Below are 15,825 nucleotides of genomic sequence, written 5' to 3' on the forward strand. Positions count from 1 at the left end.
CCATTTTTGTCAGTTGAGCGTTAAAACAGGACATTTGAGAAGAGGGGAGGGATTTTATCTTTCTCGCAGAGTATAATCATGTATACGAAGGGAGAACTGAAAATGATAAAATCAATTCGCATCTTATTGTTACTGGCTTTGATCCAGATTAGTTTGAGTAGCTGCTTGCTGTGGAAGGGAGCCATCTTAACCTTAAAGCAGTCAAGCGCTTATTTTTTAGTGTTTATCGTATTGGCATCAGGTCTGTGTGCGGGGATGAATTTCTTTTATACCCAAGATCAGGATGTTCATAGCATCTTAAACAGTCAGAAAAAAGTGAAACTATTTTATAGTATCTTGTTGGTCTTAAACCTAGTAGGTGTCTGTCTGGTGTTGTCGGAGACTATTTTAACACAGACAGCTTTTCAGCAAGAGCTGGTAGATCTTTTCTTGCCCTCCTTCTTTTTCTTATTTGGCATTGATTTACTTGTCTTTTTACCGTTTGAAAAATACAGCCGAGATTTGGGAACCACTCTTAATAAGAAAAAAACAGTTATCCTAACAGTTCTGGCAACCTTGCTGTTCTTAAGAAATCCAATGACGGTTTTATCTATTGTTTTTTATGTTGGTTTAGGCTTCATTTTTGCTCGGTTTTTGTTTCCAAAATCTATGAGAAGAGAATTTTCCTTTTACGGGCATGTAATCCGAGATATTTTACTTGTCAGCGCCATGTGTATATTTTTTTAAAAAACACTTGTCTATCAATAAAAATCCCTTATTTTACCAAAGTTGTTATAGTAAGTTTGTAAAGAAAATTCACACAAAAGAAAACTTTTTGGTATAATAGTAGCATGTACACAAAAAATGAAGAAGAGCTGATCAATCTGGGAGAACGCCTAGGAACCTTGCTCCAAAAAAATGATGTTTTGATCTTGTCTGGGGAATTGGGTGCTGGTAAAACAACCTTTACAAAGGGTCTTGCCAAGGGCTTGGGTATTCGTCAGATGATCAAAAGTCCAACTTACACCATCGTGAGAGAGTATGAGGGTCGCCTTCCGCTCTACCACTTGGATGTCTATCGGATTGAGGGGGATGCTGATTCGATTGACTTGGATGAGTTTCTCTTCGGTGGTGGTGTGACCGTTATTGAGTGGGGCCATCTTTTGGGTGAGGATTTACCAGATTCTTACTTGGAGTTGGAACTCTTGAAAGAGGCTGAGGGTCGTCGCCTCTATTTTACCGCTCAGGGTTCTCGTGCTGAGGAATTGATTAAGGAGCTTCAAGATGGAGTATGAACTTTGTATTCGTGAGGCTGAAGCTCATGATGCACCTGCTTTGGTTGCATTCTTGGATTTAGTTGGACAGGAGACAGATTTCACCAGTCTGGATGAAAATGGTATCCTGATGACAGAATCTGAAATGGTGTTTTTTATTGAAAAGCAAGCGACTTCAGATAACCAAATCACTCTCCTAGCCCTCCTGAATCATGAAATTGCAGGTGTTTTGAACATCACGGCAGAGCAACGTATACGGATTCGCCACATCGGGGATATCTTTTTGGTCATCCAAAGGAAGTTTTGGAATCATGGCTTAGGAAGCATACTCCTTGAAGAGGGAATTGAGTGGGCTAAAACCAGTGGAGTTCTGCGTCGTTTGCAACTCAGTGTACAAAAACGAAATGAGGCAGCTATCCACCTCTATTCAAAATTTGGATTTGTTACAGAAGGCTTACAAGAAAGAGGAGCCTATTTAGAAGAAGGGATATTTTTAGATGTTTGTTTGATGGGCAGACTGATAGATGAATAACAAGATGGTTAAAAAAATAATTGGAATGATGCTAGGTTTCCTAGCAGTGACAGTTGTAGGTGTAGGGATTTATGGCTACACAATCTACCAACAGGGAACTGAAACCTTAAGTAAAAAAACTTATAAGAAAATTGGTGAAGAAACCAACGTTATCGAAGCGACAGAGCCTTTAACTATTCTCTTGATGGGGGTGGATACGGGAAATGTGGAACGTACAGACCCCTGGGCGGGAAATAGTGATTCTATGATTCTCTTGACGGTTAATCCCAAAACCAAGAAAACCACTATGATGAGTTTGGAACGGGACATTTTGACCAAGATTGAGACTGGAAACGGTCAAGTTCAGGAAGCAAAACTCAATGCTGCCTATGCCAATGGCGGTGCGGAACTTGCAATTTCTACTATTCAAAAGATGATGAATATCCACATTGACCGCTATGTGATGGTCAACATGCAAGGACTCCAACAGCTAGTTGATGCAGTTGGGGGCATCACAGTCAACAACACACTCGGTTTTCCAATTTCGATTGCTGATCAGGAAGAATTTAATAAAATCTCGATTGGAGTCGGTGAGCAAACTTTGAATGGTGAGGAAGCTCTGGTCTATTCGCGGATGCGTTACCAAGATCCTGAAGGAGACTATGGTCGTCAAAAACGTCAACGTGAAGTCATTCAAAAGATTATGGAAAAGGTCTTGAGCCTCAATAGTATCAGTCATTATCAAGCGATCCTAAAAGCGCTTAGTGACAATATGCAGACAAATGTTGATTTGTCTGCTTCCAGTATCCCACAACTACTTGGTTACCAAGATTCCTTTAAAAATATCGAAACTCATCAACTTCGTGGTGAAGATGCGGAGTTGCAAGGAATCTCTTATCAAATTGTAACGAGAGAGCATATGCTAGAAATGCAAAATCTCTTGCGTCGTTCCCTAGGGAGAGAAGATGTGACGGAGTTGGAGACCAACGCTGTTCTATATGAAAATCTTTATGGTCGAACAGCACCTTTCACAAATGCTTCAAACGAAGAGATAGAATAAAACGAAGAATCAAATCGTGGGAAATTTCCTGCGATTTTTTCAAAAAAATTCGAATAGATAGGTAGGAGGAAATATGAAAGCAGAAATCATTGCTGTAGGAACGGAAATTTTGACAGGGCAGATTGTCAATACCAATGCTCAGTTTTTATCAGAGAAATTAGCAGAAATTGGAGTAGATGTTTACTTCCAAACGGCAGTGGGAGATAATGAAGCTCGTCTTTTGTCCTTGCTAGAGATTGCGAGCTCGCGTAGCAATCTTGTGATTTTGACAGGTGGCTTGGGACCAACCGAGGATGATTTGACCAAACAAACTCTGGCTAAATTTTTGGGAAAAAATCTAGTGTTTGACCCTCAAGCGCAAGAGAAGCTAGATATCTTCTTTGCTCATAGACCTGACTATGCTCGGACACCGAATAATGAGCGCCAAGCCCAAATTATAGAAGGGGCAACTCCACTGCCAAATGAGACAGGTTTAGCAGTCGGAGGGGTATCGGAAGTAGATGGCGTGACCTACGTGGTCCTCCCAGGACCGCCAAGTGAGTTGAAACCTATGGTCTTAAATCAGCTCTTACCTAAGTTAATGACTGGTGCCAAGTTGTACTCACGAGTGCTCCGTTTCTTTGGGATTGGTGAAAGTCAGTTGGTGACCATTTTGGCGGATTTGATTGACCATCAAACTGATCCGACCTTGGCGCCTTATGCCAAGACGGGAGAAGTGACCTTGCGCTTGTCTACAAAAGCAGTCAGTCAAGAAAAGGCTGATCAAGCACTGGATATCCTAGAAAATCAAATCTTGGATCGTCAGACTTTCGAGGAACTTTCTCTGCGAGACATCTGTTATGGATATGGGGAGGAGACTAGCCTAGCAAGTGTCGTTGTAGAAGAGCTTAAGAAGAGAAAGAAAAGCATTACTGCAGCAGAGAGCTTGACGGCAGGCCTTTTTCAAGCGACATTAGCAGACTTTTCAGGCGTTTCTGCCATTTTTAATGGCGGTTTTGTCACATACAGTTTAGAAGAAAAGTCTAAGATGCTGGATATTTCCGAGCAAGAGCTGAAAGAACACGGGGTCGTTTCAGAGTTTACGGCTAAAAAAATGGCAGAGCAGGCACGGCTCAAGACTCAGTCTGATTATGGAGTTAGTTTGACGGGTGTGGCTGGGCCAGATAGCCTAGAGGATCATCCAGCTGGGACGGTCTTTATCGGATTGGCACATGCAAAAGGGACAGAAGTTATCAAGGCTAATATAGCAGGGCGGAGTCGAGCAGATGTTCGACATATCGCGGTCATGCATGCCTTCAACCTAGTTCGCAAGGCTTTATTAAGTGACTAACTTTTGATATAATAGTAGATAGGTCTTAGGACTATTAGAATACAGGAGAATAGAATGGCGAAAAAACCAACAAAAAAATTAGATGAAATTGGGAAAAAATTTGGGGCTGACCGTGAAAAAGCATTGAACGATGCCCTGAAATTGATTGAGAAAGACTTTGGTAAAGGCTCAATTATGCGCTTGGGTGAGCGCGCGGAGCAAAAAGTTCAAGTGATGAGTTCAGGATCATTGGCTCTGGACATTGCCCTTGGTTCAGGTGGTTATCCTAAGGGACGTATCATCGAAATCTATGGACCGGAGTCATCTGGTAAGACAACGGTTGCCCTTCATGCGGTGGCGCAGGCGCAAAAAGAAGGTGGTATTGCAGCCTTTATCGATGCGGAACATGCGCTTGACCCAGCCTATGCAGCAGCCCTTGGTGTGAATATTGATGAGTTGCTTTTGTCACAACCAGACTCAGGGGAGCAAGGTCTTGAAATTGCTGGAAAATTGATTGACTCAGGTGCAGTTGACCTTGTCGTTATCGACTCAGTTGCTGCCCTTGTACCTCGTGCAGAAATTGATGGAGACATTGGAGACAGCCACGTTGGTTTGCAAGCTCGTATGATGAGCCAGGCCATGCGTAAACTTGGTGCTTCTATCAATAAAACCAAAACAATTGCCATCTTTATCAACCAGTTGCGTGAAAAAGTTGGGGTTATGTTTGGAAATCCAGAAACAACACCTGGTGGACGTGCTTTGAAATTCTACGCTTCAGTCCGTTTGGATGTTCGTGGAAGCACACAAATCAAGGGAACTGGTGACCAAAAAGATACCAATGTCGGTAAGGAAACCAAGATCAAGGTTGTCAAAAACAAGGTGGCTCCACCATTTAAGGAAGCCTTTGTTGAAATCATGTACGGAGAAGGGATTTCTAAGACCGGTGAGCTCTTGAAGATTGCAAGTGATTTGGATATCATCAAAAAAGCAGGAGCTTGGTACTCTTACAAGGATGAAAAGATCGGTCAGGGTTCTGAAAATGCTAAGAAATACTTGGCAGATCACCCAGAAGTCTTTGATGAGATTGACCACCAAGTTCGTGTTCAATATGGCTTGATTGAAGATGAAGAAGGAACAACTCCTACTTCTGTCGTTGAGGATCTAGCGCCTAACCAAGAAGTGACACTTGACCTAGGCGATGGACTTGAAATCGAAATTGAAGAATAACATAAAAAGTAGCAGATAGGAACTGCTACTTTTTATGTTTATTTCAGATGAAAGAACTAATGATCACTAAAACGACGATATTCGATGTGAAAGTCAAAATAATGTTCATCCTGTAACTTTTGGAAGATGTCGCGATAGGCTTCTTCGTCAAAATGGTCGCCACGGTAGAGGATTTCAAAACTCAGATCATCGTACTCTAGGAAAGCATTGGCTGTTTTAAAGCCATTTTGTCGATAGAAGTTCATGCGGGCCTTTCTCTGCTCCAAGTTATCGCATTCTTCATCCAAGCGCTCGACTTCCAGCAACATGGTTCGCTGGTAAAAATCTGTCAGCTTTTCGATGATTTCCTTTCCGTACCCGTGGCTCCTTAGGTGGGGCATGATGGCAAAAAAGCTTATATAGAAGGCTTTTTGATTGGAGATGGAGAAGGCAAAGCCGACAAATTCTTCTTCATTATAAAAGGCAAAAAAGTGGGCGTCATCTCGGTCCTGATAGCGCAAGAACTCAGACAGAGGGACTCGTTCTTCCTCGGGGAAAGCTTCCTTGTTTAGCTTTTCAACCTTATCAAGATCTGGAAATGCATCGGTTATTAATTGACTGGTCAAACTCATAAGTGACCTCCTTTTCTTGATTATAGCAAATTGTCTCTCTGTAAGCAATTGATTTTAAGAAAGCCAAGCAATCCTTGTCGCTCTTCCAGAAAGCTGATATAATAGCTTTATGAATAAGAAACGATCAGTGGACCTAATACATGGTCCTATTCTTCCCTCGCTTTTAAGCTTTGCCTTTCCAATCTTGCTGTCTAATATTTTCCAACAGCTTTATAATACAGCTGATGTCTTGATTGTTGGGCGTTTTCTTGGTCAAGATTCCTTGGCTGCAGTAGGGGCGACAACTGCCATTTTTGACTTGATTATAGGTTTTACGCTTGGTGTTGGCAATGGGATGGGGATCGTCATTGCCCGCTATTATGGGGCTCGTAATTTCACTAAAATTAAAGAAGCAGTAGCAGCAACCTGGATTTTAGGAGGGCTTCTCAGTATTTTGGTCATGCTGATGGGCTTTGTTGGCCTGTACCCACTCTTGCAATACCTAGATACTCCTGCAGAAATCCTTCCCCAGTCCTATCAATATATTTCTATGATTGTGACCTGTGTAGGCGTCAGCTTCGCTTATAATCTCTTTGCAGGCTTGCTGCGGTCCATTGGTGATAGTCTAGCGGCTCTTGGATTTCTGATTTTTTCTGCCTTGGTCAATGTGGTGCTGGATTTGTATTTCATTACGCAACTGCATCTGGGAGTTCAATCTGCGGGCCTTGCTACCATTATTTCGCAAGGCTTATCAGCGATTCTCTGCTTTTATTATATCCGCAAGAGTGTTCCAGAACTGCTCCCTCAACTCAAGCATTTTAAATGGGACAAGGCCTTGTACGTGGATCTTTTGGAGCAAGGTTTGGCTATGGGGTTGATGAGTTCGATTGTGTCTATCGGTAGTGTGATTTTACAATCCTCTGTTAATACCTTTGGTGCTGTGATTATTAGCGCCCAGACAGCGGCTAGACGCATTATGGCCTTTGCTCTGCTTCCGATGACGGCTATTTCTTCTGCCATGACAACCTTTGCTTCTCAGAATCTCGGGGCTAAGCGACCAGACCGCATTGTTCAAGGACTTCGAATCGGTAGTCGTTTGAGCATGTCCTGGGCAGGTTTTGTTTGTATTTTCCTCTTTTTTGCCAGTCCTAGTTTGGTTTCCTTCTTGGCCAGTTCGACAGATACTTACTTGGTTGAAAATGGTAGTCTTTACCTGCAAATCAGTTCAGTCTTTTATCCGATTTTGAGCCTTTTGCTGATTTATCGGAATTGCTTGCAGGGATTGGGGCAGAAAGTCCTTCCTCTAGTTTCCAGCTTTATAGAACTAATCGGGAAAATCGTTTTTGTGGTTTTGATTGTCCCCTGGGCAGGGTATAGGGGAGTTATCCTTTGCGAACCCCTTATCTGGGTTGCCATGACTACCCAACTGTACTTTTCACTTTTCCGCCATCCCCTGATAAAAGAAGGCAAGGCAATCTTGGCAACAAAAGTGTCATCATAGCTCGATTTGCTGAACAAAATCCATTTCCTCTAGTGAAAATCGAAAAAACTTGTGTTATAATAAGAAAGATTAAAATGTGAAAAAAGGAGATTCCTAATGGGACGTAAATGGGCCAATATCGTAGCCAAGAAAACGGCTAAAGATGGAGCTAACTCTAAAGTATATGCAAAGTTTGGTGTAGAAATCTATGTAGCAGCTAAAAAAGGTGATCCAGACCCAGAATTAAACACTGCTTTGAAATTCGTTATCGATCGTGCTAAACAAGCCCAAGTGCCAAAACACGTTATCGATAAAGCGATTGATAAAGCAAAAGGAAACACAGACGAAACCTTTACAGAAGGACGTTACGAAGGATTTGGACCAAATGGTTCTATGCTGATCGTTGATACCTTGACTTCAAACGTCAACCGTACGGCAGCCAATGTCCGTGCTGCCTTTGGTAAAAACGGCGGAAACATGGGTGCTTCAGGTTCTGTTTCATACCTCTTTGATAACAAGGGTGTGATCGTATTTGCTGGTGAAGATGCGGATGCCATCTTTGAACTTTTGCTCGAAGCGGATGTGGATGTAGATGATGTAGAAGCAGAAGAAGGAACGATTACTGTTTACACTGCTCCAACAGACCTTCACAAAGCTATTGTTGCCCTTCGTGAGTCAGGTATCCAAGAATTCCAAGTGACAGAATTAGAAATGATTCCTCAGTCAGAAGTGGAATTGTCGGGTGACGACCTTGAAACCTTTGAAAAACTTTACAGCGTTCTTGAGGACGACGAAGACGTACAAAAGATCTACACAAACGTAGATGGATTCTAATAGAAAAACGAACAGTTTTACTAGCTGTTCGTTTTTTTGATATTTGAACCTAGACTCTGGTCCCAGAATCTGAATCTTTTTGCTGCTGGCTTCCTCCTAGGCCTACAGCTATTTTATGAACGAGTAAGAGCTGTCCATTGTCCTGTTTTGCAAAAGTTAAGGTAACGGTCTTAATCTTGTCACCAATGGAGATATAGGTGATTTTTCTCGTATCGTACCCTCCGATAGTGGAGTCAAACTCGGAGTCTGGTAGTCCGTGTTTTTTGATAATATCCTTGTAGTTGGTACCACCTTTTCCTTTGTTGTCAAGGTCACCTTCGATTAAGGCGTCGAACTGTTCTCGGGTCCAGGTGAAGGTATCTTCTTCCTCCTCCTCTGGGATGGAATAGGTGCTATCATCTGTCAAGTCGCTCTCTTCTTCGCGTTCCATTGAGGCACTGGCCTCGCTGTAGGAACGGTTAAACTCCCTAGCAAACTCTTTGTAGACATTAGCGTACAGTACCTGGGCCGTAAAGAAAAGTACAACAGAAGCAATTGCTAGGGATGTTCCGATAATGGCCATCGTTTTCCGTTTTTTAAGGTTGACGATAAGGCCGATAATGCCCAAGATCAAAGCGACAATAGCGATGAAAAAAGACAGATAGTTAATAAACGGAATCCAAGACCCTAAAAGTGCGATGGCTCCAAAAATAGTTGCTAAAATCCCTAAAACTTTTTGTTCTTCTGGTTTCATTTGAAAGTTTTCTCCCTTCATCGAGTGAATGGATTTCTATCCATGGTAGTTAGTGCTTATTATAGAAAAAATATTGCATAATGTCAATTTGTGCCAAAATAGTTCTCTTGGAAACTTTTTTCTTGACATTTCTTCTGGAAGTGATAAAATAGTTCTCATGGAAACTTAAATAGTTCCTGTGAGAACTATTTAAAAGATAAGAAAGGAGCAATCATGGACAAGCCGATGTTAATGTTTAAACGTTTTGGACACCAGGTTCATCTGATGGTACAGAAAGAAGCTAAGCGATGTGGCATTGAATTTATGGGTGGACCGCAAGGGCAGGTCCTGAGATTTTTAGATCGTCGTGAGCATGATCAAGAATTAACGCTTATCAAGGATATTGAACAAGAACTCAATATTACTAAGTCTGTGGCAAGTAACTTGGTCAAGCGTATGGTACAAAATGGTTTGGTCGAGTTAGAGGCCAGTCCAAGTGATAAACGAGCAAAATTTGTTCGTTTGACCGACAAATCGCGTTCGCAGATGCAAGAAATTAAAGTATTTTTTGATCGAATTGATCAGAGTTTGTTAGAGGGTGTTTCGGATTCGGACTTGGCAATATTTGAAAAGGTTCTCGGTCAGTTGCAAGAAAATGTTGAGAAGATAGGAGGAGAGAATGAAGAAACTCGCTAAACGTATTACAGGAAAAGAGTGGGGAATGATCGTCCTTACGATTCTTTTCACTTGTTTCTCGGTCTATCTAGAGTTAGAGGTGCCGACTTATATTTCGCAAATTACAGAATTACTGGGAACGTCTGGAACGCAGTTGGGTGAACTCTGGTCACCAGCTGCGAAGATGATTGGTTTGTCTTTATTGGCTTTCTTTTCATCTGTTATGGTTGGTTTCTTTGCCGCTCGCGTTGCAGCATCCTATACAACCCATCTACGCACTGATGTATTTCATCAGGTTTTGGATTTTTCACAGACAGAGATCAAACGTTTTTCAATCCCAAGTCTCTTGACTCGGACGACTAATGATATCACACAGGTACAGATGCTCTTTACCATGGGCTTGCAAGTGGTTACTCGTGGTCCAATTATGGCTATCTGGGCGATTGGAAAAATACTTGGGAAATCAGAATACTGGCTCTGGACAGTGGTTGTGGCTGTTATTGTGAATGTCTTGATGACCACCGTTCTCATGACTCTGGCTTTTCCAAAACAATCGGTCATCCAAAAATTGACAGATAAACTCAATAGCATCACTCGTGAAAGCTTGACAGGGATTCGGGTTGTTCGTGCATACAATGCGGAAGATTACCAAGATGAGAAATTTGAAGCAGCCAACGATGAGGTAACACGTCTTAATCTCTTTGTCAATCGATTGATGGCGATTATGAACCCAATTATGATGGCGATTTCCAGTGGATTAAGTTTAGCCATTTACTGGATTGGTGCCTATATCATCAACGACGCAAGTTTGACAGAACGTCTGCCACTCTTTAGTGATATGGTGGTCTTCATGTCCTATGCTATGCAGGTGGTGATGGGTTTCTTGCTCATGGGAGCACTCTTTATCGTTCTTCCACGTACCTTGGTTTCGGCAGGGCGTATCAATCAAGTATTGGATTTGCATTCTTCTATTGAAAATCCTAGTCATGCACAGACAGCGGATCATTCAGTTCAGGGACAAGTGGAATTCCGTGATGTAACTTTCCGCTACTCTAAAAACTCTGAAGCAGTCGTGGAACATGTCACTTTCAAAGCAGAAGCGGGTCAAACCGTAGCCTTCATCGGATCGACTGGATCAGGGAAGTCCACCCTAGTCAACCTCTTGCCTCGTTTTTACGACGTTTCAGATGGACAAATCCTAGTGGATGGTGTCAATGTACAAGATTACAATTTGGAAGATTTGCGCAATAAGGTCGGCTATATTCCACAAAAAGCTGTACTCTTTTCTGGAGATGTCAAGGGGAACTTGGACTTTGGTAAGAGCAAAGAAACTCCTCTAAGCGAGGCTGCTATGTGGCAAGCTCTTGAATTGGCCCAGTCTAAAGCATTTATCGAGGACAAGGAAGCAGGTCTTGCATCAGAAGTAGCCCAAGGTGGAACCAACTTCTCAGGAGGTCAAAGACAGCGTTTGGCTATTGCGCGTGCCTTGGCTCGTAAACCAGAGATTCTCATCTTTGATGATTCCTTCTCAGCCTTGGACTACAAGACAGATCGTGTCCTACGCCAAGAGCTAGCTGAGAAAACAAAATCCATGACCAAGCTTATTGTAGCGCAGCGCATTTCTACCATTATGGACGCCGACCTGATCTTAGTTTTGGATCAAGGAAAAGTCGTGGGACAAGGCACCCACAAGGAACTTCTAGCTACCAACGAAGTCTACCAAGAAATTGCCTATTCACAACTATCGAAGGAGGAATTGGAACATGGAAAATAAAAAAGTGTCGGTCTGGAAACAGTGCAAACCTTATATGGCAGGCCTCCAACTCCCTCTCCTAATAGCAGTTGTGGCTGCAGTCATTTCAAGCATCATCACCGTTTATGGGCCAACTAAGATTAAGGAAATTACAAACTTGATTTCAGATGGTTTGGCTACAGAAATCGACTTGGTAGCTGTATCAAACATTGCTGGATTTTTAGTTGTCCTATATGTATTTGGAGCTATCCTTAACTATACACAGGCCTATATCTTTTCAACGAGCATTCAGCATTTTTCAAAACGCTTGCGGACGGCAATCGCTGAAAAAATCAATCGTTTGCCACTTGGCTATTTTGACCGTCATTCACAAGGAGACACCCTTTCGCGCGTGACCAATGATGTGGATACGGCGGCACAATCTCTCAACCAAAGTTTAGGGGCAGTTCTTTCAGCTAGTTTCTTGTTGATTGCTGTCTTGGTGACCATGTTTGGGATGAACTGGATTTTGGCATTGGTAACCGTTGTATCAACCCTTGTTGGTTTTGCGGCGGTTTCCGTAATCATGGCCAAGTCACAGGGTTATTTTAAAGCCCAACAAAATAATCTAGCGGCCGTCAATGGTTATGTGGAAGAGATGTACTCTGGCCACAATGTTGTAACCAGCTACAACGCAGTGGACACCTCCAAAGCGAGATTTGCAGGTTTAAACCAAGACTTGCATGACAGTATCTGGAAATCTCAATTTATCTCTGGTATCATGATGCCAGCCATGATCTTTGTTGGGAACTTTAGTTATGTCTTAGTCATCATCGTTGGAGCCGCGCTGGCGTTAGAAGGGCATATCACTATAGGGATTATTGTAGCCTTTATGGTTTACGTACGGACCTTCTCTCAACCTCTGTCACAGATTGCCCAAGGGATTACGAGCTTGCAACAAGCGAGTGCAGCCATGACTCGTGTATTAGAATTTTTAGCTGAAGCAGAGATGCAAGATGAATCTCACAAGGAAAGACAATTGACCCATATGAAAGGGAAAGTAGTCTTTGATCATGTGTCCTTTGGCTATACACCAGAGCGCACCATCATCCATGATTTTTCTGCGACAGCTCATGCAGGTCAAAAGGTCGCAATCGTTGGACCGACTGGGGCTGGTAAGACAACCATTGTCAATCTTTTGATGAAGTTCTATGAGATAGATAAGGGAAGTATCCGCATCGATGGCGTGGATACTAAGGACATGAAACGCTCAGAAGTACACGATGCCTTTTCAATGGTCTTGCAGGACACTTGGCTCTTTGAAGGAACGATTCGAGAGAACCTGATCTATAATCAGACAGACATCAGTGATGAACGAATGATGGAAGCCAGCAAGGCTGTGGGAATCCACCACTTTATCATGACCTTGCCAGATGATTACGATACTATTTTGGATGACACCGTGACCTTGTCTGTTGGACAAAAACAGCTCTTAACCATTGCTCGTGCCCTTCTCAAGGATGCACCGCTCTTGATTTTGGACGAGGCGACATCCTCAGTCGACACACGTACAGAGGAATTGATTCAAAAAGCCATGGACCGTTTGATGGAGGGTCGAACTTCCTTTGTCATCGCCCACCGCTTGTCAACTATCCGTAATGCCGACTTGATTCTTGTCATGAAAGATGGGAATATCATCGAGCAAGGCAATCACGAGGAACTAATGGCGCAAGGTGGCTTCTACGCTGATTTGTACAATAGTCAATTTACAGAAGACGAAGCAGAAGAATAAATCTAAAGAAGGCTTGACGGCCTTCTTTTTCTGCACTATACTAGAAGACAAATGTCTCACCAGTAGACAAAAACAAGGTAATGAATGAGAAATTTAATGAAAAATTATCAAGAATGGTATCGAAATATCAGCTCCAGACTAATCAGTCATCCCACCCTTTTATTTCTATTACACAGTTTCAATCGTTTGATGACAGTCTCCATGCCTATGGTCTATCTGACCTTGCTAGTCACCACTTATCTGCAATTAGGACTTGGGAAGCAAGTTGGGGTTTATGTGCTTATTCCTGCATCAGGTTTTGTGATTTTATCTCTTTTTCGTAAGAAAATCAATCACCCGCGGCCTTATGAAACTTGGGATATCTGTCCCCTGCTTGAAAAAGATAGCTCGGGACAGTCGATGCCCAGTCGCCATGTCTTTTCGGCAACTATCATCTCCATGGCTTGTCTGCATGCTAGTCTACCTGTTGGATTGGCATGCTTGCTCTTTTCAGTTTTGCTGGGGTTGGTGAGGGTTTTAGGGGGTGTTCATTATCCCAAGGATGTCTTGGTTGGCTATGCTTGTGGTCTGGTGTGGGGGTTCCTTTTCTTCCTATTCTGACATGTAAGTTAAGTTAGTCCTACAACCACTTACTGCTTCAAATTGACCACTTGCTTTTTTGCCCTTGTATTCCTAACTTAGCTTTGATATAGTAGAGTCAGAAAGGAGATGTGATGAAGTTACGAATTGAGATTGACGGCAATTTAGAGGAGACTGAAATTGTCATCAAGACCCCCACTTTGACAGATGAAATTGCAGACTTGCAACGACTTTTGCAAGAGTCAAAGGCTCCGAGATTGACTTTTTACAAGGGGACAGGTGAATATTATCTAGACCTGTCAGAAATTCTCTTCTTTGAAACAGAAGGGAGCAAGATTTATGCTCATAACCAGAAGGAAGCCTATGAAGTTCGTCTCAAACTCTATGAGTTGGAGTCCATCTTACCTCGCTATTTTAGTCGAGTGTCCAAGTCAACGATCGCAAACATCCGTCAGATTTACTCAGTGGACAAGTCCTTTTCAGGAACAGGCACCATTTCCTTTTATCAGACCCACAAGGAGGTTCATGTCTCACGGCATTACCAATCCCTCCTAAAAGAAAATCTAAGAAACATGAGGTAAAAAAGATGAAGAAGAAAGCATTTGGTATTGTTTTATTAGTTTTAGCAGCTTGGATCTTGCTGCAAGGGAATTTTGGAATTCCTTCTTTGGATGGCAAAATATGGCCTTTACTAGGTATTGTTTTTTTTGCTTATAAGTCCATTGAGTCCATCCTTAGACGCCATCTCACTTCGGCAGTTTTTACAGGGTTACTAGCGCTCATCATTGCAAATTACGCTTATGACTTGTTACCAGTTACCAATCATTCTCTCATCTGGGCTAGCATCTTGGTGGTACTCGGTGTTGGTTATCTGACGCATTCAAGTAAGTTCTGGAATGAAAAAAAATGGTGGTACGATGGAAAAAAAACAGTCGTCACAGATAAGGAAGTCGCTTTTGGTAGCGGGACCTTCTATAAGCAAGATCAAGATCTCGTAGATGACCAAGTGGAAGTCGCTTTTGGGGATGCTAAAATCTACTATGATAATGCAGAGATGTTAGGTGATTTTGCAACTTTAAATATTGAAGTGGCCTTCGGGAATGCAACTGTCTATGTTCCACAACACTGGCGTGTCGATTTGAAAGTAGAAACCTCCTTTGGTGCAGCTAAGGCAGATGCTCCTGTAGCGCCAACAAACAAAACCTTGATTATCCGTGGGGAAGTCGCTTTTGGTAAACTTGGAGTTGTTTACGTTAAATAAAAAATAGTTTAGCCCTTGATAAATTTAAGAAAGTGTGATAACATAGTACGGTATGTGGTGCTAGCACATCCGCTATATTAGATCTAATAGGAGGAAAACACAATGGCTAAAGTATGTTACTTTACAGGTCGTAAGACTGTATCAGGAAACAACCGTTCACATGCGATGAACCAAACAAAACGTGCCGTAAAACCAAACCTTCAAAAAGTTACTGTTCTTATCGATGGTAAACCTAAAAAAGTTTGGGCTTCAGCTCGTGCTTTGAAATCAGGTAAAGTTGAACGCGTTTAATAAAAATGAAAAGACCGCTTAGGTCTTTTTCTTTTGCTCTAAGGATAAAACCATTTGAAAAATAGAGCAAATATCCGCAGATACAGCATTCTGCTTTTACACTTGGGCTGAAATATGATAAAATAGAGTATCAACTAGTTGAGGTAAAAAAAATGACTGTAAAAATTAATACAAAAGATGGTCAAATCGAACTGACAGATGAAGTGATTGCAACCGTAGTAGGTGGTGCCGCAACTGAGATTTTTGGTGTGGTCGGTATGGCTAGTAAAAATGCCCTCAAAGACAATTTCCAAGCCCTTCTTGGTAAGGAAAATTATTCTAAGGGTGTTGTTATAAAAGCAGCCGAAGATGGTAGCATTGCAGTTGATGTTTATACCGTATTGAGCTACGGAGTAAAGATAAGCGAAGTGTCAAAAAACATTCAAGAGCGTGTTCGTTTTAGTTTAGAAAATCAACTAGGAATTACTGCTCAGACTGTGAATGTCTACATTCAAAATATCAAAGTTGTAGGAGAATAAT

General features: G+C 42.1%; 18 protein-coding genes. 16 read left to right on the plus strand and 2 right to left on the minus strand.

From position 1 onward, the window contains the following. Positions 1–102: 102 nt before the first annotated feature. The 6 genes from FQT28_RS01395 (at position 103) to recA (ending at position 5,360) form a co-directional block, all read left to right on the plus strand. On the plus strand, positions 103–726 hold the full coding sequence (locus FQT28_RS01395) for a hypothetical protein (RefSeq protein WP_143989173.1): 624 nt from the start codon (positions 103–105) through the stop codon (positions 724–726). Positions 727–830: 104 nt separating this feature from the next. Beyond that, positions 831–1,274: a tRNA (adenosine(37)-N6)-threonylcarbamoyltransferase complex ATPase subunit type 1 TsaE gene (gene tsaE / locus FQT28_RS01400; RefSeq protein WP_061417733.1), complete on the plus strand. Its 444-nt coding sequence runs from the start codon at positions 831–833 to the stop codon at positions 1,272–1,274. Beyond that, complete coding sequence (locus tag FQT28_RS01405) at positions 1,264–1,785, plus strand: GNAT family N-acetyltransferase (protein ID WP_143989174.1); 522 nt, start codon at positions 1,264–1,266, stop codon at positions 1,783–1,785. The genes tsaE and FQT28_RS01405 overlap by 11 nt, the downstream gene beginning before the upstream one ends. Before the next feature lie 4 nt (positions 1,786–1,789). Next, positions 1,790–2,824, plus strand: coding sequence for a glycopolymer--peptidoglycan transferase LytR (gene lytR, locus FQT28_RS01410; protein ID WP_143989175.1), 1,035 nt, complete (start codon positions 1,790–1,792; stop codon positions 2,822–2,824). Positions 2,825–2,897: 73 nt separating this feature from the next. Beyond that, positions 2,898–4,154: a competence/damage-inducible protein A gene (locus FQT28_RS01415; RefSeq protein WP_143989176.1), complete on the plus strand. Its 1,257-nt coding sequence runs from the start codon at positions 2,898–2,900 to the stop codon at positions 4,152–4,154. A gap of 54 nt (positions 4,155–4,208) precedes the next feature. Next, positions 4,209–5,360 (plus strand): recombinase RecA, encoded by a 1,152-nt coding sequence (gene recA, locus FQT28_RS01420; protein WP_143989177.1) that lies wholly within the window; start codon positions 4,209–4,211, stop codon positions 5,358–5,360. Between the two features lie 56 nt (positions 5,361–5,416). Here the strand turns inward: recA and FQT28_RS01425 are convergent, their stop codons facing one another. Next, a complete protein-coding gene (locus FQT28_RS01425; protein WP_084947323.1) occupies positions 5,417–5,971 on the minus strand; it encodes a GNAT family N-acetyltransferase in 555 nt (184 codons plus the stop codon). Between the two features lie 109 nt (positions 5,972–6,080). Between FQT28_RS01425 and FQT28_RS01430 the strand changes: the two genes are divergently transcribed. Both FQT28_RS01430 and FQT28_RS01435 read left to right on the plus strand, forming a co-directional pair. Further along, positions 6,081–7,451: an MATE family efflux transporter gene (locus FQT28_RS01430; protein WP_143989178.1), complete on the plus strand. Its 1,371-nt coding sequence runs from the start codon at positions 6,081–6,083 to the stop codon at positions 7,449–7,451. A gap of 96 nt (positions 7,452–7,547) precedes the next feature. Continuing rightward, positions 7,548–8,264: a YebC/PmpR family DNA-binding transcriptional regulator gene (locus tag FQT28_RS01435; RefSeq protein WP_143989179.1), complete on the plus strand. Its 717-nt coding sequence runs from the start codon at positions 7,548–7,550 to the stop codon at positions 8,262–8,264. A 49-nt stretch (positions 8,265–8,313) separates the two neighbouring features. On the opposite strand, the gene FQT28_RS01440 is transcribed toward FQT28_RS01435, so the two are convergent. Continuing rightward, complete coding sequence (locus FQT28_RS01440) at positions 8,314–9,018, minus strand: CD20-like domain-containing protein (protein ID WP_143989180.1); 705 nt, start codon at positions 9,016–9,018, stop codon at positions 8,314–8,316. A 192-nt stretch (positions 9,019–9,210) separates the two neighbouring features. Between FQT28_RS01440 and FQT28_RS01445 the strand changes: the two genes are divergently transcribed. The 8 genes from FQT28_RS01445 (at position 9,211) to FQT28_RS01480 (ending at position 15,824) form a co-directional block, all read left to right on the plus strand. Beyond that, on the plus strand, positions 9,211–9,672 hold the full coding sequence (locus FQT28_RS01445; protein WP_143989181.1) for a MarR family winged helix-turn-helix transcriptional regulator: 462 nt from the start codon (positions 9,211–9,213) through the stop codon (positions 9,670–9,672). Further along, positions 9,656–11,425, plus strand: a complete 1,770-nt coding sequence (locus FQT28_RS01450) for an ABC transporter ATP-binding protein (protein WP_143989182.1) — start codon at positions 9,656–9,658, stop codon at positions 11,423–11,425. The genes FQT28_RS01445 and FQT28_RS01450 overlap by 17 nt, the downstream gene beginning before the upstream one ends. After that, complete coding sequence (locus FQT28_RS01455; RefSeq protein WP_143989183.1) at positions 11,415–13,175, plus strand: ABC transporter ATP-binding protein; 1,761 nt, start codon at positions 11,415–11,417, stop codon at positions 13,173–13,175. The genes FQT28_RS01450 and FQT28_RS01455 overlap by 11 nt, the downstream gene beginning before the upstream one ends. A 96-nt stretch (positions 13,176–13,271) precedes the next feature. Next, positions 13,272–13,775, plus strand: coding sequence for a phosphatase PAP2 family protein (locus FQT28_RS01460; protein ID WP_143989184.1), 504 nt, complete (start codon positions 13,272–13,274; stop codon positions 13,773–13,775). Between the two features lie 113 nt (positions 13,776–13,888). Then, positions 13,889–14,335, plus strand: coding sequence for a LytTR family DNA-binding domain-containing protein (locus FQT28_RS01465; RefSeq protein ID WP_000776591.1), 447 nt, complete (start codon positions 13,889–13,891; stop codon positions 14,333–14,335). Between the two features lie 5 nt (positions 14,336–14,340). Further along, positions 14,341–15,015: a LiaF transmembrane domain-containing protein gene (locus FQT28_RS01470; protein ID WP_000725743.1), complete on the plus strand. Its 675-nt coding sequence runs from the start codon at positions 14,341–14,343 to the stop codon at positions 15,013–15,015. A gap of 102 nt (positions 15,016–15,117) precedes the next feature. Then, on the plus strand, positions 15,118–15,306 hold the full coding sequence (gene rpmB, locus FQT28_RS01475; protein WP_001140948.1) for a 50S ribosomal protein L28: 189 nt from the start codon (positions 15,118–15,120) through the stop codon (positions 15,304–15,306). Between the two features lie 152 nt (positions 15,307–15,458). Continuing rightward, complete coding sequence (locus FQT28_RS01480) at positions 15,459–15,824, plus strand: Asp23/Gls24 family envelope stress response protein (RefSeq protein WP_000216434.1); 366 nt, start codon at positions 15,459–15,461, stop codon at positions 15,822–15,824. Position 15,825 lies beyond the last annotated feature (1 nt).

Origin of the sequence: Streptococcus oralis, assembly GCF_901543815.1 — a bacterium.
GTDB classification, from domain to species: Bacteria; Bacillota; Bacilli; order Lactobacillales; family Streptococcaceae; genus Streptococcus; species Streptococcus oralis_CM.